Origin of the sequence: Nocardioides sp. AE5 (assembly GCF_031844485.1) — a bacterium.
Classification (GTDB): Bacteria; Actinomycetota; Actinomycetes; order Propionibacteriales; family Nocardioidaceae; genus Nocardioides.
On the sequence record NZ_JAUZVI010000001.1, the window covers coordinates 60,389 to 82,437 of the forward strand.

The following is a 22,049-nucleotide window of genomic DNA, read 5'->3' on the forward strand; positions in this document are numbered from 1 at the left end:
TGAGTCCCGGGAAGGTTAGGTTGATCCCGGAAGGAGGCCCCGACATGGATGCGACCCGGGTGCGGACCACGCTCACCTTGCAGGACATCGCCGACCTGGCGTGTGTCCGGCGCCCCGTGGTCTCCATGTGGCGCCGTCGCGATCAGGTCAACGGCGAGACCATTGCCTTCCCCGCGTCGGTGGCGACTCGAGACGGCGTCGAACACTTCGACCGCGATGAGGTGGTGGGCTGGTTTGCCGCCACCGGTCGAGGCAGGAACGACGACATCGCCGCTGACGCCGTTGCCCTCGCACTTCCGGAGGATGCCGAGCGCCATGCTCTGGAGTGCCTGCTCACGCTGGGCGCGCTGAGTGACCGAGATCTTGCGGCGATGAGCGCGGAGGATCTGGTGGACCTCGCCGACGAGGTCGATCCGGACGACGAGTTCCTGCTCTCCGAGGTTGAGGGTCTTGTCGGACCGGATCGGTTCACGGCGCACGTCGATGCCCTGCGGTCGGTCTCGTTCAGCGCAGCCGACGCCGTGGCGCGGCTCCAGGGCACTCGGCTGGGTCGACGGCGCCGGGCCCGCGGTGAGCTGTCCGAGTCCGGGCTGCAGGTGGGTGCCGAGATGGTGCAAGCGTTGCTCACCCATCTCGGCCCTGACCGGGTGCACCTCGCGGATGGCTCGGTCGGGGGTGACCCGTTCGTCATCGAGGTGGCGAGAAGGCTTCCGGAAGGAATGTGTCGCGGCATCGTGGTCGTGGGGACCACGGCGGCGGCACGGCGCCAGCGACGGCTGGCGAGGTTGCACGGGCTGGCGGTGGCCACTGCCATGTCCGGGCCGGGCGTCGTCGTGCTGTCGGTGTCGGGGGAATCGGCACACGACGACGTCTCGGCCATCGACGAGTTGCAGCTCGGGCTGGCCGCGGACCAGGTCGCGCTGGTCCTCGGGCCGGCGCGGGTCCTGTGCGATCACGCATCGGGGGAGTTGGACCTGGTCCGCTCGCAGATCCTCCGCACGGGCCGGTTGCGGTTCGCTGCTCGACTGGGCCGAGGGATGTGGCCGGCCTCGCCGAGCCAAGCGATGGGGGTGTGGTGCTTCGGTGGCATCAGTGCCGCCGCGATCGAGGACCGCTCCCTGGTCACCGCCGAGGCGAGCCAGGTCGAGCTGAGCCTCTCGGTGCGGGAGCAGGTGATCACCGACATGGTGGCCAGCCTCGGTGATCTGCGGGGCCGCGCCTTCACCCGCAGCCGGGTCTTCCGCACTGGTCGGGTGATCAGTGCGGGGGAGGTGGTGCCAGCGGGCGCGGCGGCGTTGGCGCCTCCCCGCGTGGACCCTGCCGCGAGGTTGCTCGCGCTCGAGACCCGGTTCGAAGCGTTGCGCACTCCGTCTTCACCGGTGCCGCTGCCTCCTGCGGTGCCGGGGGATGGAGTGAAGGTCCAACCCAAGGCTGTTCAGTTGCTCCTTGAGGAGCGGGCGCTCCGGGCTCTTCCGGGTGCCCGGCTGGATGCAGATCTGCTCGGACCGGACGGGCAGGTGCGGCTCTTCGACCCGGTCGCTGGTGTCGGGCAGGTCGGGGTCGACCCTCTTGCCTTGGAGTTGCGGCACCCGCGGGTGCGACGCACCGAGCCTGGCGACGTGGTCTTCGTCGCTGGACCGCGCCCGTGCGCTCGGGTGGACCTGACGGGCGGCCATGTGGTCGCCTCGCCGGCCCGGATCTTCCGGCTCCACCCGGATGCGGGTGTGGGGCCGCATGCGCTCTGCGCGACGATCAACCGGCTGCCGGAGACTGCTCGGGACTGGCGGCGGTGGACGGTGCCGGTGATGGAGGTGGGCAGCAGCGCACGGCTCGAGGCAGCGCTGGGTGCGCTGCAGGCCAACCGTGCGGAGCTGGAACGCAGGACGCAGATGGTTGATGAGGCCATCAGCGAAGTGATCGGGGCAGTGGCCGTGGGGGCGGTCGGTTTCGCAGAGTCAGCGGACACAACAGAGGCAGCGGACGCAGCAGGGTCAGCGGAGATCAGAGATGAGGAGCAGGACTGAGATGCCCAGGAAGAAGAAGGAGTCGACGGCGCCGTCGACGATGAAGGAGCTCAAGGACACGCTGTGGAAGGCGGCCGACAAGCTCCGCGGCTCGATGGATGCGAGTCAATACAAGGACGTCATCCTGGGTCTGGTCTTCCTCAAATATGTCTCCGACGCGTACGACGAACGCCGCGCCGCGATCCGTGCGGAGCTCACCGCGGAGGGGATGGATGAGGAGCAGATCGACGATCTGATCGACGATCCGGAGGAATATCAGGGCTATGGCGTCTTCGTGGTGCCGCCACGGGCACGGTGGTCGTGGCTGGCCGAACATGCCAAGGGCCTGTCGGCATCGGCGGAGGAGCCGGAGAAGAACATCGGCCAGCTGGTCGACGACGCGATGGACGCGGTGATGACGGCGAACCCCGCGTTGGCGGGGACGCTGCCGCGGATCTTCAACCGGGACAACGTCGACCAACGCCGCCTGGGTGAGCTGCTCGATCTCTTCAACAGTGCCCGCTTCACCCGCAACGGCGAGCAGCGGGCACGGGACCTGCTGGGTGAGGTCTACGAATATTTCCTGGAGAAGTTCGCGCGCGCCGAGGGCAAGCGGGGCGGGGAGTTCTACACGCCGGCCAGCGTGGTGCGGGTGATCGTGGAGATGCTCCAACCGACCTCGGGCCGGATCTATGACCCGTGCTGTGGATCGGGCGGCATGTTCGTGCAGACGGAGAAGTTCGTCTATGAGCACGACGGCGACCCGAAGGACGTGGCGATCTATGGCCAGGAGCTCAACGAGCGGACCTGGCGGATGGCGAAGATGAACCTCGCCATCCACGGGATCGACAACAAGGGCCTCGGTGCCCGCTGGGGTGACACCTTCGCCCGCGACCAGCACGCGGACGTCCAGATGGACTACGTGATGGCGAACCCGCCGTTCAACATCAAGGACTGGACCCGGTCCGAGTCCGACCCGCGCTGGAAGTACGGCGTACCCCCGGCCAACAACGCCAACTTCGCGTGGATCCAGCACATCCTCTCCAAGCTGGCGCCCGGCGGCAGTGCCGGTGTGGTGATGGCGAACGGGTCGATGTCGTCCAACTCCGGCGGTGAGGGCCAGATCCGGGCGCAGATCGTCGAGGCCGACCTGGTCTCGTGCATGGTGGCGCTGCCGACGCAGCTCTTCCGCAGCACCGGGATCCCGGTCTGTGTCTGGTTCTTCGCCAAGGACAAGGGCGATCGGGCCGGTGAGGTGCTCTTCATCGATGCCCGCGAGCTCGGCTTCATGGTGGACCGTGCGGAGCGGTCGCTGAGCGACGAGGACATCGCCCGGATCGCCGACACCTACCATGCCTGGTTGGGATCGTCGGGTGAGGAGTACGTCGACGTGCCCGGCTTCGCGAAGTCCGCGACCTTGGCGGAGATCAAGGCGAATGACTATGCGTTGACTCCGGGGCGCTACGTCGGGGCCGCCGAGCTCGAGGACGACGGGGAGCCGATCGAGGAGAAGATCGCTCGGCTCACCAAGGAACTGACCGAGGCGTTCGAGGAGTCCGCGCGGCTGGAGAAGGTCGTGCGGGAGCAGTTGGAGCGGGTCCGTGGGTGAGCGACTGGTGCGGTTCGCCGACCTCTGCGACAACAAGGAACTTGAGATCGGTGCTGGACGGCCACGATCGGAGGCCCTGCATCTTCCAGTGTTGAGAGTCGCAGATGTGCTTGAAGGAAGAATCCAATCACCATCTCAAGCGTGCGAATCGACGACGCAGTCACAGAAGTTGGGGCCCAAGACCTCCAGGCCCGGTGACATCGTCCTCACAGTGAAGGGAACCGTTGGCCGAGTCGCGATCATGCCTCCGGATGGCTCCACCTTTGCTTACAGCCCCCAGTTGTGCTTTTTTCGACCGACCGCTGGCGGTTCACTCAAGCCCCGGTACTTGTACTACTGGTTGAAGAGTGAGGAGTTCTGGAAGCAAGTCCGTCCGCTGAAAGCGCAGACGGACATGGCCGACTTCCTTTCGTTAGGCGATCTCAACTCACTTACGGTTCTGGTGCCACCTGCTAGGAAGCAGCAGGCGATCGCGGAGGTCCTGGGCGCCTTCGACGACAAGATCGCCGCCAACGACCGAATCGCCAAGGCCGCCATCGAACTGGCGCGCTGGATCTATCGGCAGAACACTATGCAATTTCCTGAGAGCAGGCTGTCGAGCGTTTTGCTTCCACGTCTTGGAGGGACCCCGAAGCGTTCGGACGAATCTCTATGGGGTGGTGGCATTCCTTGGGCATCTGCACGGGACGTTACGGGCGCGCCGCACGGGATCATCTTGTCCACCAGCGAGAGCATCACTGAGGTTGCAGGCCGGGCCAAGAGATTGACCCCGCTTCCTGCGGGTTCAGTTGTGCTCACGGCACGCGGCACAGTAGGAGAGGTGGCGAGGCTGGGCGTCGCCGCGGCAATCAATCAGTCCTGCTATGGCTTTGTTCCCGACCGAATACCAGGCACGAGCCTCTTCTTCGCGGTCGAGAACATTGCGGCCCAAGTTAGGTCGATGGCCCATGGTTCGGTCTTCGACACGATCACGATGCGTACCTTCGATCATGTATCGGTTCCAGACTTGAGTGATCGAGATTGGTTCCTTCTGGAGGATCGAATTGCTGGACTCGTTGCGAGGGGCGAGTACGCGGTGGCTGAGTCATCGCTCCTCGCCCGCACCCGCGACGAACTCCTCCCGCTCCTGATGTCCGGGAAGATCCGCGTCAAGGACGCCGGGCAGGTCGCGAACGGGGTGCTCTGACTCATGCTCACTGTCACTCTCTCATTCACATTTTCAATCCGTCGCGAGCATGTGAGAATGATTGAGAATCATGTGAGAATGAGGAGTCACGGATGAGCCAGGTCAGCACGTTGTCCCTGGTGCAGCGGATGCGTCGAATCGGGGCGGACCTCGCCGAGGTCGAGGTCAAGGCAGCTGCTCGCGGCATGCCCAAGACCGTGGTGGAGACCTTGAGCGCCTTCGCCAACGGCTCTGGAGGGACCCTGATCCTGGGCCTGAGCGAGGAGCACGGATTCACCCCTGTCGATGGGTTCGACCCCCTGAAGATCCGAGACTCATTGGCCGGCTTGGCAGCGGACTCGATGGAACCTCCGGTCCGAGCCGATATCGAGATCGAGGAGTTCGAAGGAGCGTTCGTCGTCCGCATGGATGTTCCTGAACTCGATCCGCGGGACAAACCAGCACACATCAGGACTCGGGGTGCCTACGCCGGGTCGTTCATCCGAGGCGGGGACGGTGACCGACGGCTCACGTCCTATGAAGTGACCCAACTGCTGTCCAATCGCAGCCAACCCGAGCACGACAGGGAGTTGGTGCTCAAGGCATCCCCCGAGGATCTCGACGCCGCGCTCGTCGCAGACTTCCTGGCCCGGGCCAGGAAGCGGACCCCGCGCGCGTTCAAGAATCTTGACGATGAGGATGCTCTCGTCCGGCTCGGTGTGTTGGGAAGGGACGGCGACGACCTGCATCCCACTTTGGCAGGACTGCTTGCGTTGGGCAGCTTTCCGCAGCAGTTCTTTCCGCAGCTTTATCTGGCAGTGGTTGCTCTTCCTGGCCTCACCATGGGTGAGACCACATCCGATGGACGGCGATTCCTTGACAACCACACGCTCGACGGCCCCATTCCGGAGGCCGTCGTCGCGGCCATCGCCGCGGTCGAGCGGAACATGAGCCGGGCGGCGATCATCAAGGGAGCCGGGCGAGAGGACCGTTACGACTATCCCCTCGAGGTGATTCGCGAGTTGATCGTCAACGGCCTCATGCACCGGGACTACAGCCCGGAGTCACGTGGCACTCACGTGCAGGTGGAGGTCTACCCGGATCGATTGGTCGTCAAGAATCCCGGCGGCCTCTTCGGGCCCGTGAACGCCGACGTTCTCGGCACCAGTGAGCAGCAGAGTGCTTCACGCAACGAACTGCTGGCGAAGCTGCTCACGGACACGCCGCTTCCTGAGACCTTGGAGACCGTCTGTGAGAAGCGCGGGTCGGGACTGCCCACCGTGGTGGATGCGTTGCGGAAGGCCGGGATGAGCCCGCCGAACTTCGACGTTGACCCGGGGCAGATGATCGTGACGATTCCACGCCATGCGCTGCTCTCCGTCGACGTGCTGGACTGGATGGCTTCCTTGGGCCACGACGACCTGACCGACGCGCACAGGCTGGCGTTGGCGATCATGCACAACAGCGGTCGGGTGACCAATCAGATGCTGCAGGCATGGGGGGTCGATGCTCGCGTGGCTGGGGCCGCCCTTCGAGATCTGGTAGACCGCGGGATCGCGAGTGCAAGTGGCGGTCGGCGCTATGCGTCGTACCGGCTCGAAGTCAATGTTGAGGATGAGCCCCCAACAGCCGGAAGCGAGTCTCCTGGCCCGGAGGTCCGCGCCAATCATGGCGTCGAGTCAGACCTCGATGCGATCAAGCAGGCCATTCGCGCAGGGCGCGCCACGGCCAAGGCGCTGGAAGATCAGTTGGGCATTCCTTACGCAACCCTGATGCGCCGCCTCAAGGTGCTCCGGGACCGCGGCGAGGTCGAGCAGACCGAGCCGAGTCGCAGCAGAAGACAGACCTATCGCATCGTCAGCAAGGGGGACTCATGAACGGAGTCAGCGAAGCGCAGTGGGAGGAGCTCACCCTCGAAGCACTTGCCGACCAGGGGTGGCGTCCGCTCAAGGGCATCGAGGTCGCACCCGGTGCGGACAACGGCCGGGAAACCTGGCAGGACATCCACCTGCCCGCTCGCCTGCTCGACGCACTGCGGCGGCTCAACCCCCAGGTGCCGGGGCACTACCTCGCCCAGGCCGCCGCGGAGATCCTCGCCCCGGCCTCCCAGGACGCCATCGCCGAGAACCGGCGCCTGCACCGGTGGTACGTCGACGGCTATCGCGGCCTGAGCTATCTCGACGCCGACGGAGTCGAGCAGAACCCGACGATCCGGCTGGTCAGCCACCGCGTCCAGGAGAACGAGTGGCTCGCGGTCAGTCAGGTCACCATCCGCTCCTCCGAGGTGGATCGCCGCTTCGACCTGGTGCTCTATCTCAACGGCATGCCGGTCTCGGTGGTCGAGTTGAAGAAGGCCGGCGCCGCCAAGGCCGACCTCGCCGCGGCGCACGCCCAGCTCGGCACCTATCTGCGCGAGTTCCCGATGGCCTTCAGGTTTGCCGTCACCACGGTGATCAGCGACGGAATCACCGCACGCTATGGCACCCCGTTCACCCCGCTGCACCACTACTCGCCGTGGAACGTGGACGACAACGGCCGACCGGTGACGTTCGGGGACACCTTCGACGAATCCCGCCTCGGCACCGAGCTCGATTTCCTGATCGACGGAGTCTTCAACCCGGAACGATTCCTCCAGTTGCTGCGCAACTTCACGGCGTACGACGAGACCGGCGACGGCTATCTCAAACGGATCGCCAAACCCCACCAATATTTCGCCGTCACCAAGGCAGTCGGCTCCACCGTCCAGGCCGTCGAGAGCAACGGCAAGGCCGGCGTCGTATGGCACACCCAGGGCTCCGGCAAGTCGATGGAGATGGAGCTCTATGCCAACCTCGTGATCCGCCAGCCGAAGCTGAAGAACCCCACGATCGTGGTGATCACCGACCGCAAGGAGCTGGACGGGCAACTCTTCGAGACCTTCCGCCGCAGCGAGTTGCTCCCCGAGCAGCCGATCGCGGTCCGGACCCGCTCCGAGTTGCGCGCCGAACTCGCCGGCCGCACCACGGGGGGCATGTACTTCACCACCTTGCAGAAGTTCGGCCGCAGCCAGGCGGAGAAGGATGCCGGCGCCGACCACCCCCTGCTCACCGATCGCCGCAACGTCGTGGTCATCGTCGACGAGGCGCACCGCAGCCACTACGACGACCTTGACGGCTATGCCCGCCATCTCAAGGACGCACTCCCCAACGCCACCCTGATCGCCTTCACCGGCACCCCGATCTCGTTCGAGGACCGCAACACCCGCGATGTCTTCGGCGACTACATCGACATCTATGACCTCACCCGCGCGGTCGAGGACGGCGCCACCGTGCCGGTCCACTTCGAGCCGCGCCTGGTCAAGGTCGGCCTGGCCTCGGCGATCAGCGAGGACGACCTGGATCAAGCGGCAGACGAAGCAACGGTCGGCCTGGACGAGGTCGAACGCGCTCAGGTCGAGAAGTCCGTCGCGGTGATCAATGCGGTGTACGGCGCCCCCGCCCGACTGCACGCCCTGGCCGAGGACATCGTCACCCACTGGGAGAACAGATCAGCCCAGATGCGCAAGTTCATCGACGCGCCCGGCAAGGCCATGATCGTCGGCGGCACCCGCGAGATCTGCGCCCGGCTGTACGACGAGATCGTCGCGCTCCGTCCCGACTGGCATGCGGACGCGATCGACAAGGGCCGGATCAAGGTCGTCTATTCCGGCAGCGCACAGGACCAGGAACCGGTCGCTCGGCACGTGCGCCGCGAGTCTGAGAACAAGGTCATCAAGGAGCGGCTCCGCGACGTCGACGACGAACTCGAAATCGTCATCGTCAAGGACATGATGCTCACCGGCTATGACTCCCCGCCGCTGCACACCCTCTATCTCGACCGCCCGCTCCAGGGCGCCCTGCTGATGCAGACCCTGGCCCGGGTGAACCGCACCTTCCGGGGCAAGGAGGACGGCCTGCTGGTGGCCTATGCACCCTTGGCGGAGAACCTCAACAAGGCTCTCGCCGAATACACCGAGACGGATCGGGCCACCAAGCCCGTCGGTCGCAACATCGACGCAGTCGTCGCGGCCACGACCGACCTGATCGGTGCCCTGGATGACCTCTGTGCGTCGTACGACTGGATGGCGAAGCTCGATGGTGGGCCGCGCAGCTGGGTGCAGGCAGCCGTGGGCCTGACCAACCACCTGCGCGCTCCCCGGGAGGCTCCGGACGGCGAAGAGACCCTCGGCGAGCGCTATCGACAGCTGGCCAACTCCCTCGCCCGGGCCTGGGCGCTCTGCTCCGGCAACCAGACCCTGGCGCACCTGCGCACCAAGGCGCGCTTCTATGAAGAGGTGCGGGTCTGGATGGCCAAGTTCGATGCGCAGGAACGCCAGGCCGACGGCAGGCCGATCCCGGACGAGATCCAGCGGATGCTCTCCCAACTCGTCGCCACCTCGACCGAGTCCGGGGAGATCGTCGACATCTATCAGGCGGCCGGCATCCCCAAACCGAGCCTCTCCGACCTCGGCCCGGAGTTCGTTGCGGTGGCGCAGTCGTCCTCCAACGCACACCTCGCCATCGAGGCACTCCGGGCACTCCTGACCGAGGAGTCCGGCAAGGTCTCCCGGCACAACGTGGTCCGCCAGCGAGCGTTCTCCGAACGAGTCAAGGAGTTGATGAACAAATACACCAACCAGCAACTCACCTCCGCCGAGGTCATCGCTGAGCTGATCGAGATGGCGCGTGAGGTCGCGATTGAAGGCAACCGCGGACAGGGCTTCGAGCCGCCCCTGGACGAAGACGAGCTCGCGTTCTATGACGCGGTGAGCACCAACGAGTCGGCCGTTGAGCTCCAAGGGTCGGACGTGCTGGCCGCCATCGCCCGGGAGCTGGTCGGTGTCATGCAACGCGACGTGAAGACCGACTGGACGGTGCGCGACGACGTGCGGGCCAAGCTGCGCTCATCTATCAAGCGGCTGTTGGTGAAGCACAAGTATCCGCCGGACAAGCAGCCCGACGCGATCAACCTGGTGATGGAGCAGATGGAGGCGATGGCGCCCAGATACGCAGCATGACTGCGGTCTGGCCGACTGCTGTGCTCAGGCCTCCCAGAGTCGGTGTGCGTAGGAGTCGTCCAGGCCAGCCTGGACCTCTTCCGCGGTGCGGTCCGGGCCGGGCTCGGGGCCACGGTCCACGGGGCCCGGCTGGCGCATGTGGTCGGCGATCACCGCGCCCATCCGGGGGCGCCGGTCCAGGGTCGGCCAGGACTCCGGCTCCCAGAGCCGGGACCGTTTGAAAGCCTTGCCGCAGTGGGTGAAGGCGGCCTCGACGTCGACCACCAACGCGCCCCAGGGCAGGCGACCGTCCAGGGCGACGGCGGCCCGGATCGTCTCGTCCCGGCTCAGGTGTGCGGATCCCTCGATGCGCAGTGTCTCGATCACGCCGGGCACCATCACCAACAACGCGGCGTACGGGTTCTCGGCCAGGTTCTGCGCGCCGTCGAAGAGCCGGTTGCCGGGCAGTTCGCCGAGCGCCACCCGGGTGGAGGAGAGCGCCCGGACGAAGCCCGGCGGACCGCCGCGTGGACTGGCGTCGGTGCGTCCCCGGGCGTCGGCCGTGGCGACCACCACGAAGGGGGAAAGAGCCAGGAACTGTTCGCAGTGCTCGTCCAGGGCCCGGATCGACTTGTTGCTGGCTGCCTCACCGGGCTGGCCGAGCTCCTCACGCAGGGTCTCGCGGTCCAGGGTCGTCATGGATCGAGGATAGGCCGCGATCCATGCGGGTGGTGTCCGTCCGGTTCACGGGGACAGCGTGAACGATCCCGGCCAACTCCTGGTCCACGACTGGGTGGTGATCCCGTGCTGCGTGCTGCCCGGACCGTAGTCGTCGAGCCCGGGCGTCGGTGTCACCAGCACCGAGCCGCCTGCCGTGAGCGTGAGCAGCCCGGCATGGACCGCGGCGGTGCAGATCGACGAGTCGTCGGTGTAGGTGCCACCGTCCCCGCCCCAGACTGTGTGCGGTGTCCCGTTCGGATCACACGAGTGCCGGTACGCCGCACCGCCGCGGTGGCCCTGCCCGGAGACCGTGCTGCTCCACCCGCCGTTGTCCGGGGAAGGAGTTCCTGGTGTCGAGCCGCCGGAGGCCGTCGAGCCCAGCGTCACTTCGGCCCGGATCACGTCCTGCGCAGAGTGGACGAAGCCGAGTTCGCCCGACAGTGCGTAGTCCAGGATGCACTGGCCCAGCAGCGGCTCCTCGTCGACGCCGGCCATCCGGCACACCGCCTCGGCGCGGGCACGCACCCCCGGATCCAGATCGGCCAGGGTGATCACCTGGTCCGGGAAGGACAGGTCGGTGAACGTCCCGGTGTCCTCCCCGGAGCCATAGCGCAGGATCGACTCCGCCGGATCCACCCGCCAGGTGTCGGCGAAGCCCGTGTAGAGCTCCCGTCCAGTGGTGCTGGTGGGCAGGACCGATCCGTCGCGGGCCGTCCAGTCGTTGTCCGGGTTGCCGTCGGCGTCGCCGAGCAGGCCGACCACCTGATCGTGTCCGTCGGGTAGGGCGACGGCAAGGTCCAGCCAGCGGCCGAAGGACCGATGCACCCATAGGCCGGCACTGTCGGGCGTGGAGATCACGACGTCGTTGCCCAGCCAGGTCACGGTGAGGTCGCCATGCCGAGCCTCGCTCGGGGTGGTCGGTCCCGGTGGCGGCTCGATGGCGGTGCCACCGGCCCAGACGGCCAACTCACCGGCGCCGTCGAAGCCGACCTGGACGGTGTCGTCCCCGACTCGCAGCGCGGCCATGGTCACCCCGGAGGCGAACCGGTTCTCCTGGCTCACCGGTGCGGTGCGCATCTGCACCTCGAAGTCGCCGGCGCGGGTGACCACGTATTCACCGACGCCCTGCATGGACAGGTCCAACCCGTCGAAGCTGGTCACGTGCGGATCGGCTCGGACGTTGGGCGGTGGACAGCCCAAGCCGATGCAGGTCGGCGGGGGCGGAGGGGGTGGCGGCTCCTTGCAGGGGCCCAGGTTGCACTCGAGCAGTTCCATGGCACCCTCCACTCCCTTGGTCATCTTCCGGAAGTACTTCCGGATGCAGCGGATCGGGAGGGTGGTGCAGATCAAGCCGTTGAGGGCCTTCATCGCCGGCCCCGAGATGGGGCCCTTGCCGGGGGCCTGCATCCGGGTGGAGCCGGCCACGGCGACGCCCATCACGGACTGGAAGGCGAGGGGTTCGGCATCCTCCCCGTCCGTCTCGGCCAGGTGGTGGACCTCACCGGCGCGCAGGCGGGAGACCAGCAGGTCGATCCCGGAGGCCGCCTCCTCGTCGGCGGCCGGGCGGGCCTGCACGAAGAGGAAGTCGACCGCGATCGGGTCGCCGGGCTGCAGGCGTTCGCCGAGGAAGGTCAGGTCGAGCTCCACGGCATCGTCGGGCCCGATCGGCTCCTCCGCGTCGGGGTCCGGGGTGCCCAGTGCGGCCAGGGAGCGACTGCCCTCGAACTCGATCACGCCGGCGATGACGGTGACGTCGCCACGCGTGTGGCCATGGCTGGTCACCGTCCCGGCCAGGTCGTCGTACACATGGAAGGTCGCCCCCTCGGGCAGGTCGACCGAGCGCGTCGGGGCGCCCAGGCCGTCGATGATCTCATCGGTCAGGTCCACCTCCTGGCCCGCGGCATCCACGGTGCGTACCGACTCATAGACCCACAGGTCCTGCACCCACGGTCCGTTCGGGCCGTTGTCCTCAGCGGCGGCAGGTGCGGCGGGTGCTGTCGGCGCGCCGCTGGCCGCTGGATTCCCGGCTGCGCCGATCTCGTCGGAGCCCGAACATGCGCCGAGGATCAGCGCGGCGGAGGCCAGTAGGGCAAGAATGGGTCTGCGCATCAGGAAAGGTCCGATCAGTTCAGCGGTGCCAAGGCTTCGGTGCAGTCCAGGACACCGTCGGGATAGTGGAGTTCCGCGCTCTCCGTGTCGGCGATCAGGTGGCTGATGGCCGAGCAGTTGATGCGGCTAAGCGGATCGTCTCGGCTGCCGTCGGCGAAGTGGAAGACCGCGACCTCGCCGCGCCACTCGGCACGGTCGGCCTTGAGCGTGTTCGCGATGATCCGGATCGCGTCATCGTCGGCGATGTTGCCCATCGGTCGATCGGATCCGGAACCAGAACTGCTCGATCCACCGCCAGAGCTGCCCTGGGGATTGTCGGGGTCGTCACTTGAACAGCCGGCAGCGGCCAGGGCCAGGGTCAGGGCAGCCAGGGCCAGGCCGGTCCGGTGGAGCAGGCGGCTGGTGGGGTTCATCGGAATCCTCGGGGAGTGGGGTTGGAGGGCCACGTCGGTCCGACAGCATCGTGGTCCGCGATCTGTGAGCATTCTTAAAGCCCGGGCCGAGTGAACTTTCCCGATCGCCGTCCCCGCGCCCGCGGAACGTTGCTAGGGTCTGAGTTCGCCTTGGTGAAGGGGTCGTCTTGGTGAAGGGGTCGTCTTGGCACACCTGTCCGTCCCGTCTCGTCTGGTGGGCCGTTCCAACGAGTTGGAGCGCCTGCATGCCGCGTGGGAGGAGTCGCACGGTGGCCTGCGAGTCGTGGCCGTCCTCGGTGAGTCCGGGATCGGGAAGACCCGCCTGGTGGATGAGTTCCTGGCCTCGGTGGGGCGGGACGCCCGGGTATTGACCGGGCGGTGCGGAGAGTTCCTCGACGTCGCCCACCGTCCCTTCATCGAGATGCTCCGCAGCGACTGCGGTGACCACGATGGCGAGGAACTCCTCCGGCGCCTGGGCCAGCGAGCCGGTGACCTGATCAGACTCCTCACTGAGAGCGGTGCGGAACCGCAGCCCGGGACTGACCCGAGCCTGGAGCGACACCGACTGTTGGAGGCGATCACTGGCTGGCTGGCGACGGCCGCTGCGAGCGATCGTGTCTGCCTCTTCATCGACGACCTGCAGTGGGCCGACGCGGACACACTGGCCACCCTGGAGCACCTGCTCGACGAGTGCGTCGACCTGCCGATGCTGGTGGTGGTGACCTGTCGTGAGCACGAGGCGAGTCCGAACGAGGAGCGGGTGGCCCGCCTGCTCCGACCCGCGAACCGGCTGCGTCGCCTGCCGCTCGCTGGCCTGGACCGCGATGACGTGGCAACCCTGGTCGAGTTGGAGGTGTCGGCGCTGACCGAGGCGACGCTGCACCGGATCGCCTCCGTCGCCGATCGGGTACACGAGGCGGCAGGGGGCAACCCGCTCTTCGTACTGGAACTCGCCCGGCAGTACGCCGCGGATCCCGACGTCGGGGCGGGGCCGCTGACCACCCTGCCCGATGGACTCCTCGACGCGATCCGGCAGCGCGCTGCCCGGCTGCCGGACGACGTACGCTCCTGCCTGCAAGTCGCCGCGGTGCTCGGTCGTGAGTTCGAGCCGGCAGTGCTGGCCGAGGTCACCGGGATGGCGGCCAACGGGATCGACCACTGCCTCACCATCGGCGCTGCCAGGTCGCTGGTCGAGGAGCACGGCTCGGCGCCCCTCCGCTTCCGGTTCTGCCACGACGCGGTGCGCACGGCCCTGTACGCCGCATGGGGACCGCTGCAGCGTGCCGAACTGCACCACCGGATCGCGGGGGTCCTGGCCCGCCACCACGCCGGTTCGGACACCGAGGGGGTCCATCTCGCCCTGGGGCACCACCTGGGTCGGGCCACCGTCGCGGGTTCGGCACGCGAGGCGAGCCGCCACCTGGCCCGGGCAGCGGAGCTGAGCGCGCAGCGTCGGGCCCATGCGACCGCCGCCCAGCGCTATCGCCGGGCCGAGGAGTTGCTCGGGCCGGAGGCACCGGTCGACGAGCGGTGCGCGTTGATGATCGCCCGGGGCATCGCGGAGTTCCATGCGGGCCTGCCGGTCTTCCGCGGGACGCTCCTGGAGGCGGCGCGGGAGGCGGCCCGGACCGGGCACGTGGACCACCTGGTGCAGGCCGTGGTGGCCAATCACCGGGGCTGGTATTCGAGCACCGTCGGGGTGGACCGGGAGCGGGTCGAGCTGATCGCGCTGGCGCTGCTGCGTTGCCCTGTCGACGACCTGGCCGCGCGGGCCCGACTGAACGCGATGTGGGCGATGGAGAACGTGCGCGACCCGGACGAGCGTGATCGGGTCCTCGCGCGCAGTGTCGAGGCGGTCCAGCTCGCCGAGGAGGCCGGCGACCCACACCTGCTCATCGACATCCTCTGCGACCGGTTCTCGGTGATGTATGCCAGCTTCGAGAACCCGCACGGATGCGTGGCCCTGGCCCGCCGGATCGAGTCCCTGGCCCGGGCCAGCGGCGACGAGGGCCACCTGCTCAACGCGGCGATCGCGGTCGCCCAGTCGACCATGTTGATCGGCGACTTCACCACCTCCGACGAGGCCCTGCTCCTCTCGGAAGCCCTGGCCACGCGGGTGCACCGGCCGGTGCGGCTGTGGCTGGCCCGGGTCTGGATAGCCACCCGTACGGCGATGCGCGGCAACGTGGCCCGGGCCGAGGAACTGGCCTCCGCGGCGTACGAACTCGGTGCGGCGCTGGACCAACCCGATGCCCTCACCTGGTTCGCCGGCCAGCTCTATGGGCTGCGCTACCTCGAGGACCGCACCGCCGAGCTGATCGATGCGATCGAGGAGCAGGTCGCCGAGCACGCCGCGGCCGTCCCGGCGTGGCAGGCAGGGCTCGCCTTCACCCTGGCCTCGGCGGGCCGCGAGGCCGAGGCGGAGCAGATCGTCAAGGAGTTCGTCAGCAGCGGCCTCGCCAACCTGCCCCAGGACATGCTGCGCCTCCAAGGTCTGGCCTTCCTGGCCAGTGCCGTGGTGCGCCTGGGTGATGCCGATGCCGCGCATGCGGTGTACGCCGAACTGGCGCCGTACGCCGGGATGTTCGCCCACAACGGCACCATCGACGCCGGCCCCGTCGACCTTCACCTCGGCTCCCTGGCCGCCACCTTCGGGGACATCGGCCTGGCCCGCGGCCACTGCACGACGGCCGCTCGCCAGTGCGACGCGGCTGGCGCCCGGGCCTGGCGCGTACACGTAGACCGCTGGCTGGGCACCCTGGCGGCATCCCCGGGAAGCCTGGCCTGTCCCGCAGCGGTGCACCACCCAGCGCGACCTGCCGGCCACCACCTGGCCGAGGGGCGGCACCACTGGTACGCCGGGGACCGGGGTGCCGCCCGGACCTCCTTCGATCTGGCCTGGCACCAGGCGCTCGCGGACGATGACATGGCCCAGGCGGCACGGGCGGCAATCGGTCCGGAGTTGCCGATCGGGTCGGCCGGCCAGGCGCTCGCCGAGCAGGCCCGGCGCTGTGCGGAGGTGCTGGAGCACCTGGACCCACAGGAGTCCACCCTGCGGGTCCAGGTCGTGCTGACCATGGCTGCCGCGCAGTGGCGGGGCGATCGCCGGGCCGCTCGGGAGCTGGTCGATCAGGCACGGGGCCTGGCCATGGCCGTTGCGCCTTCCGACCCGGGCGCCCTGCTCGCGATCCGCGTCGGCGAGGCACTGATCATCGATCCACAGGCACCGCTGGGACCGCGGGTCGCCACGGCCAGGGCGCTGGTGGAGGAGGTCGCCCAGCAGGAGAACCGGTGGCTGGCCAACGCGGCGTACTTCGTGCTCCTCTCGGCCCTCCTGGAGGCGGGGGAGATCGCGGCCCTCGACGCCGAGCTCAGTTGGCGCAGTGTCCTGTTGACCAGGATGCCATTCCTGATGCCCGGCCCCGTCCGGGGCCGGTTCCGTTGCGCTCGCGCGCTGCTCGACGGGGACACCGAGGGAGCGGCAAGCCTGGCCGCGGAGTTGCTGGCCGAGGGAGAGGCCGCTGGTGATCCGGACAGCGTCGCGGTATGGATCACGCACAGCGCCATCATCGCCTGGCAGCGCGGAGACGCAGCGGCCTTCGAGCCGCTCTTCCTGCGGGCCAGGCAGGAAGAGCCCGACGAGGCCCTGTGGCCCGCATCGCTGGGTTGGGCCCGGCTCGCCCAGGGGCGCCACGACGCGGCGCGGGCAGTGCTGGACCAGTTGCCGCCGGTCGAGCAGATCCTCGGGGACCGCAACGGGTTGGCCACGCTGACCGTGCTGGCCGAGGTTGCCCACATCAAGGGCGACCGCGATCAGATGCAGCGCCTGTACGACGTGCTGGTTCCGTACGTCGAGCGGGTGGTCCCGATCGGTGCAGGAGTCGCCTTCTGGGGAACGGTCGCCAAGACTCTGGGCCTGCTGGCCGAGGGCCTGGGGCTATTCGACGAGGCGCACCGGCACCTGGCGACCAGCGCGACGCTCTGCCTGCGGGTCGGTGCCCAGCCGTGGCTGGTCGAGGCACAACTCGCCCTGGCCGCATTCGGCGCCCGGACCCGGCGCGGGGACATCGACGTGGCTGGTCTGGCCGATCAAGCCCTGGCCGGTGCCCAGCGTCTGGGCCTGACTGCGCTGGCCGCGCAGGCTGCAGAGTTGACCGCAGGACGGCTCACCGACCCATCGCCGGTCGGCGTCGGTGCCGCCGAGGTGCGCGCCACGCCGAGGGTGTCCGGCCAGGGCGTCATGGTCCGGGTGCTGGGTGGCTTCGGGGTGGAGGCCGCGGACGGCTCGGTGCCCCGCTGGACCTCGCGCAAGGCACGCACCCTGCTCAAGGTGCTCGTGGCCAAGCAGGGCGTTGCGGTCCGCCGGGAGACCCTGATGGACCTGCTCTGGCCCGACCAGGATCCGTCCCGGTTGGCCAACCGGTTCTCGGTGGCGTTGGCCACCGTGCGGCGAGCGCTGGACCCGGGCAGGCAGTTCCCCACCGATCACCATGTCGAGATGCGCGACGACCTGCTCCGACTCAACGTGGACGCGATCCGGACCGATCTGGACCAGTTCCACGTCCTGGCCGTCGGTCACGAGATTGCCGAGCTGCGTCGGGCGATCGAGCTCTATCGCGGCGATGCCTTCGCCGATGAAGTGGAGGCGGAGTGGGCCGCGGGAGTGCGGGAGCAGGCGCGGGTCGCCTTCTGTCATGCGGCCACCAAGTTGGCCGCGTTGGAGGCGCAGCGTGCGGAGCACCCCGCCGCCGCCGCCCTGTTCCGCCGGGTGCTCGAGGTCGACCCCTTCCACGACGCGGCCAACCGTGGCCTGGTCGAGACGTTGCAGGCGATGGGTGCCCACGGCCAGGCGCGTGTGCTGGCCGAGGAGTTCGAGGCTCGCCTGACCGAGTTGACCAGGGACTGAGGCCGCCCCGGCGTTTCGGCGCCAGATGCGGCTTTAAGAAAAGTCACAACTCGCTTCCTAGCGTGGATCCGACCCCGACACCTGTCGCGAGAGGATCCCGATGCCCACCCCCGTTCAACCGACCCGGAAACGCCGCCTGCCTGCACCGGCAGTGCTGGCCGTCGTCGTCCTGTTCCTGGCCGGCTGCTCCGGGTCATCGGACGCCGACGCCCCGTCCAACCCGGCCGAGCCGACCACCCCGACCACCCCGTCCGAGGGCACCAGTGCGGCCAACTCACGGGGATCGGTCAGCATGGAGGCGGGCGGACGGATCTTCTCCTTCACCCTGGAGACCTGCCTGATCAGTGATGAGGACTTCCTGATTGCCGGTCCTGGGATGGAGGCCGGCGCGGGCGAGCCAGCCTGGTTGGAGGGAGATCTCTTCGCAGACGAGGCCGGGGACTGGGTCGGTGAGGTCCGGGCTCAGGTCGGCACCACCGACCGGTTCGTCACCACGGACGACGAGGTCGTGGTGACCAACTTCGGCGACCCGCTGGGGCACGAGCAGGTCGGGGATCGCCACGACTTCACCGGTCAGGCGCGGAACGCCGATGGGGTCGCCAGCGGAGACGGCAAGGTCTCCGTCACGTGCCTGGAAGCGCGATGACGGCGCGGTTCCTGGCCGTGGCGGCGGTCGTCTGCCTGGCCCTCTCGGTGGCGGCATGTGATGACGAGGACCGGCCGGACGCGGGCCAGTCGACGACGACCGCTGGTGGTGCCGGCACGGCACCCGGCACCGGCCCCAGTGGGGCGACCACGCCGGAGAGCGGCCCGGAGCAGCCGGGCACCCCCGACCCGGTGTCGGACGACGGTGACTGCATCGTCGGCACCTGGGCACTGCAGAACAGCACCTTCACCGATGCCTTGAAGGAATTCGGCGGTGGGTTCGAGGTCGAGATCTCCGGCCGGGCCCGGTTCGTGGCCGGCGCGGATGGCAGTGCGGCCACCGAATACCAGGCGTGGACCTTCACCGCCCGGATGCCCGAGGGCGAAATGGTGCTGGTCCGCGAGGGCACCGACACCGGCCGCTGGATGACACGTCCGGACGGCACGATCAGCCTTGAAGAGACGGAGATCGCCTCCCGGGTCGAGGCATCGATCACCGCCGGTGGGATGACGATCCCGATTCCCCAGGTTGAGCACCAACCCGGCGAGTTGCACGAAGGCGTCTTCACCTGCTCCGGCGACACCCTGACCGTCTCCGTGGACGGTGTCAGCACGGTGATGCAGCGCGAGTAGTGACCATCCCCCTTTCTCGATTCCTCTTGTCAAGCCCCCTGGAGCAAATGCCCATGTCCCGCACAGTCCTTGCCCGTCTCGCAGCGCCGGCCCTCCTGCTCGGCTCCCTTGTCCTGGCCCAACCCTCCGCCCATGCCGCCGACGAGGTGATCAACGGCTGCACCATCGTCGAGTTCCCCACCGCTGCGGTGCACACCGACTGCGGCAGCGGATGGTCCGCGGAGGGGGCCAGCCTGACTGGCAAGGACCTGCGTTGGGCGCGAATGCGTGGTGCCGACCTGGCCGGGGTGGACCTCTCGGGCGCCGACCTGACGGACGCCTACCTCTACGAGGCCGACCTGTCCGGGGCGGACCTGTCGGGAGCAACGGCGGTGGATGCCGAGATGCGTTACACCGGGCTCGCCGGGGCCGACCTGACCAATGCCGACCTACGGCGGGGGAACCTCTTCGGCACCGACCTGAGCGGTGCAGACCTGCGCGGTGCTGACCTCACCGACGCTGAACTCCGCGGCGCGGATCTGCGTGACGCCGACGTCTCCGAGGCGACCCTGGTTGGTACCAGTTTCTATGAGGCGACGATGAGTGGCGCCGATCTGAGTGGCGCCGACCTGCGTGATGCGGTCCTGCGCTTCGCCGACCTGGAGGAGGTGGACTTCACCGGAGCGGACCTGACCGGTGCCCGGCTGGAAGGCGCTTCCGTCACGGGGTCGACCCTGATGCCCTGGGACATCGAGCACACCATCCCGGCCGACGATGCGAGTGCAGTGATCACCTGGGCGCCAACTCTGCCCACCGGAGTCCAGATGACGAGCTGCACGCCCGCCTCCGGCAGTGTGTTTCCGGTCGGCACCCATGTGGTCACCTGCCAGTACCGGGCGAACACCACCGTGGGCGGCCGGGCGACCGGTACCTTCAGCATCACCGTCGACCAGGCAGCTCCGGTGGAGATCACCTCGGGTGCGGCTCCGGCAGGTGAGGTCGACGTTGCCTACGCCCACCAGGTCACCGTGGCCGGCGACCCGGGGCTCGCGCTGTATCTCAGCGACGGTGAGCTCCCGCCGGGCCTGGTCCTCGACCGGGACTCGGGGCTGATTTCCGGCACGCCGGCGCAGGCAGGCACGTGGACCTTCACCCTTCGGCTGACCAACGACTTCGGCTTCGACGAGCAGGAGTTGACGATCACGATCGCCGCGGCTCCGGGAAATGCTGACGACGATGGCGATGATGGCGACGATGGCACCGGCGACACCGATGACACCACCGGTGGCAACACGGGCGACGACAACGACACCGATGAAAACGACACAGGCGGCGCCGAGGACAACACCGCCGGTGGCACCGGCGGGATGAGTCCGGCGAGCAGCGACCAGGTGCTGCCCGACGTGGGCGCTCGTGCCGACCTCTCGGCGGCAATCGTCGGCCTGGTGTTGCTCGGACTCGGCGTACTCCTGCTGGGCCGGGCCCGACGGGTCACGGTTCCTGCGCGGGGAGGTCGTAGCTGAGTCGTAGCGCGTCGCGAGGGCCGACGCTTGGTCCCGAGCCTCCCTCGCCGCTCGCCCGGAGGGGGAGATCCATACCTGGCCACGACGGTCCGTGCAGGGCCAGGGCGATGGTCGCCTCCAGCGCGAACTGCGGATCGCCCAGCCGGTCGCCGTACAGCTCGCGCAGCCGGCCGACCCGATAGCGCACCGTCTGCGGGTGCACGAAGAGCGCCGTCGCGATCTCCTCGCGGCGCCCCTGGTGCAGCAGCCAGGCACGCAACGTCTCGACCAGCTTCTCCACCGTCGAGGGACGTAGCCCCGCCATCGGCGCCAGCACCCGCGCACGCAGGTCGGCCAGGGCGGCCGGGTCAGCCGTGGTGACCAGCGCGACCAGGTGGTCGGCGGCATCGGGGGAGTGGTCCTCGCCGTCGAGGCCGAGCTCGACCAGGCGCAGCGCCCGCCGGTACGCCGTACCCGCACTCGTCCAGGGCACGCTCGGCCCGATCACCACGGCACGGTCACCGACCAGGTCGACCAGGCGCCGTCGCTCGCGCGCCGACAGGTCGGCGATCAGCACGACGGCGCGCCCCTGGTGCTCCTCGAGGCCCGGCGCCTCGGAGCCCAGGCCGAGGGTGCGCCCGTCCAGGTGCGGACGCAGCGTGCCCAGGGCGGCGTCGGCGGTGATGATCGGGGTCAGCGTGGTGGGCGGTTCCCACTCGGCGCGTTCGGCGAGCGCGGCCAGGTGGTCGGGATCGCTGCCCTGCAGGATCCCGAGCGCGAGGCGTTCCAGGTGGCGCTCGCGGACCCGGCCGGTGGTGGCCAGTTCGTCCGCGTGGCCGGAGACGCTGACGTCGGAGAGTTCGTCGATGTAGTCGAAGACCAGTTCCGCGAACCGGGCCAGGTCGGCCGCCGGGAGTCCGGCCTCGACGGCCGCGGTGGACAGGTCGTGCCATGCCGTCCGGGCGCCGACCCGGTACGCCGCCGCCAGGGCATCCATGGTCCGTCCGCTGCGCGCCTCCCCGCGCCCCAGGCCGTACGCCGCCTCGAAGACCATCTGGACCTGGTCGCCTGCCTCGGCGGCGGTGGTCCCGGTGGCGGTCATGTCCAGGAAGCCGCCCAGGGCCAGGGCGACGGCGTTCTCGATGTTGCGCCCCATCCGGCCGCGGAACGGCTCGGAATAGCTCGGCACCTCGTGGACCACGGCCGCGACCACACGCTCCGCGCAGCCGGCCAGTTCGGCACGCATGGCGGCGATCACCGGCTCGGGCAGTCGCAGCCCTTCGACCCGTCCTGATCGGCGATCTTCACTCGTCACGAACAAAAGAGTACGCCCGATTCACGCAGAGCAGGT

Annotated in this window: 13 protein-coding genes; 9 read left to right on the forward strand and 4 right to left on the reverse strand. The window is 68.6% G+C overall.

All coding sequences use genetic code 11. The annotated features are described in order from the left end of the window. Positions 1-44: 44 nt before the first annotated feature. From Q9R27_RS00300 to Q9R27_RS00320, 5 genes are all read left to right on the forward strand, one after another. Complete coding sequence (locus Q9R27_RS00300) at positions 45-2,024, forward strand: hypothetical protein (protein WP_311250323.1); 1,980 nt, start codon at positions 45-47, stop codon at positions 2,022-2,024. Between the two features lies 1 nt (position 2,025). Continuing rightward, positions 2,026-3,612 carry a class I SAM-dependent DNA methyltransferase gene (locus Q9R27_RS00305; protein WP_311250324.1) on the forward strand — a complete coding sequence of 529 codons (1,587 nt, stop codon included), beginning with the start codon at positions 2,026-2,028 and terminating at the stop codon, positions 3,610-3,612. After that, complete coding sequence (locus Q9R27_RS00310; RefSeq protein WP_311250325.1) at positions 3,605-4,798, forward strand: restriction endonuclease subunit S; 1,194 nt, start codon at positions 3,605-3,607, stop codon at positions 4,796-4,798. The genes Q9R27_RS00305 and Q9R27_RS00310 overlap by 8 nt, the downstream gene beginning before the upstream one ends. 92 nt (positions 4,799-4,890) lie before the next feature. Further along, positions 4,891-6,654 (forward strand): ATP-binding protein, encoded by a 1,764-nt coding sequence (locus tag Q9R27_RS00315; RefSeq protein WP_311250326.1) that lies wholly within the window; start codon positions 4,891-4,893, stop codon positions 6,652-6,654. Continuing rightward, the gene (locus Q9R27_RS00320; RefSeq protein ID WP_311250327.1) at positions 6,651-9,812 is read left to right on the forward strand and encodes a type I restriction endonuclease subunit R; all 3,162 of its coding nucleotides are present in this window, start codon (positions 6,651-6,653) and stop codon (positions 9,810-9,812) included. Before Q9R27_RS00315 ends, Q9R27_RS00320 begins: the two co-directional genes overlap by 4 nt. A gap of 24 nt (positions 9,813-9,836) precedes the next feature. Here Q9R27_RS00320 and Q9R27_RS00325 read toward each other — a convergent pair whose 3' ends face one another. The 3 genes from Q9R27_RS00325 to Q9R27_RS00335 are packed head-to-tail and all read right to left on the reverse strand — an operon-like array spanning position 9,837 to position 13,033. Beyond that, positions 9,837-10,490: an MSMEG_1061 family FMN-dependent PPOX-type flavoprotein gene (locus Q9R27_RS00325; RefSeq protein ID WP_311250328.1), complete on the reverse strand. Its 654-nt coding sequence runs from the start codon at positions 10,488-10,490 to the stop codon at positions 9,837-9,839. Positions 10,491-10,535: 45 nt separating this feature from the next. Continuing rightward, positions 10,536-12,620, reverse strand: a complete 2,085-nt coding sequence (locus Q9R27_RS00330; RefSeq protein WP_311250329.1) for an LCCL domain-containing protein — start codon at positions 12,618-12,620, stop codon at positions 10,536-10,538. A gap of 14 nt (positions 12,621-12,634) precedes the next feature. Next, positions 12,635-13,033 (reverse strand): hypothetical protein, encoded by a 399-nt coding sequence (locus Q9R27_RS00335; protein ID WP_311250330.1) that lies wholly within the window; start codon positions 13,031-13,033, stop codon positions 12,635-12,637. A 184-nt stretch (positions 13,034-13,217) separates the two neighbouring features. Here Q9R27_RS00335 and Q9R27_RS00340 point away from each other — a divergent pair, with 184 nt between their 5' ends. From Q9R27_RS00340 to Q9R27_RS00355, 4 genes are all read left to right on the forward strand, one after another. After that, positions 13,218-17,939 carry an AAA family ATPase gene (locus tag Q9R27_RS00340; protein WP_311250331.1) on the forward strand — a complete coding sequence of 1,574 codons (4,722 nt, stop codon included), beginning with the start codon at positions 13,218-13,220 and terminating at the stop codon, positions 17,937-17,939. Between the two features lie 100 nt (positions 17,940-18,039). Then, a complete protein-coding gene (locus tag Q9R27_RS00345; protein WP_311250332.1) occupies positions 18,040-18,585 on the forward strand; it encodes a hypothetical protein in 546 nt (181 codons plus the stop codon). Continuing rightward, the gene (locus Q9R27_RS00350; protein ID WP_311250333.1) at positions 18,582-19,217 is read left to right on the forward strand and encodes a hypothetical protein; all 636 of its coding nucleotides are present in this window, start codon (positions 18,582-18,584) and stop codon (positions 19,215-19,217) included. Before Q9R27_RS00345 ends, Q9R27_RS00350 begins: the two co-directional genes overlap by 4 nt. A gap of 53 nt (positions 19,218-19,270) precedes the next feature. Further along, complete coding sequence (locus Q9R27_RS00355; RefSeq protein ID WP_311250334.1) at positions 19,271-20,719, forward strand: pentapeptide repeat-containing protein; 1,449 nt, start codon at positions 19,271-19,273, stop codon at positions 20,717-20,719. Here the strand turns inward: Q9R27_RS00355 and Q9R27_RS00360 are convergent. Further along, the gene (locus Q9R27_RS00360; RefSeq protein ID WP_311250335.1) at positions 20,688-22,013 is read right to left on the reverse strand and encodes a helix-turn-helix domain-containing protein; all 1,326 of its coding nucleotides are present in this window, start codon (positions 22,011-22,013) and stop codon (positions 20,688-20,690) included. The two genes, Q9R27_RS00355 and Q9R27_RS00360, sit on opposite strands and share 32 nt — an antisense overlap. Between the last annotated feature and the right edge of the window lie 36 nt (positions 22,014-22,049).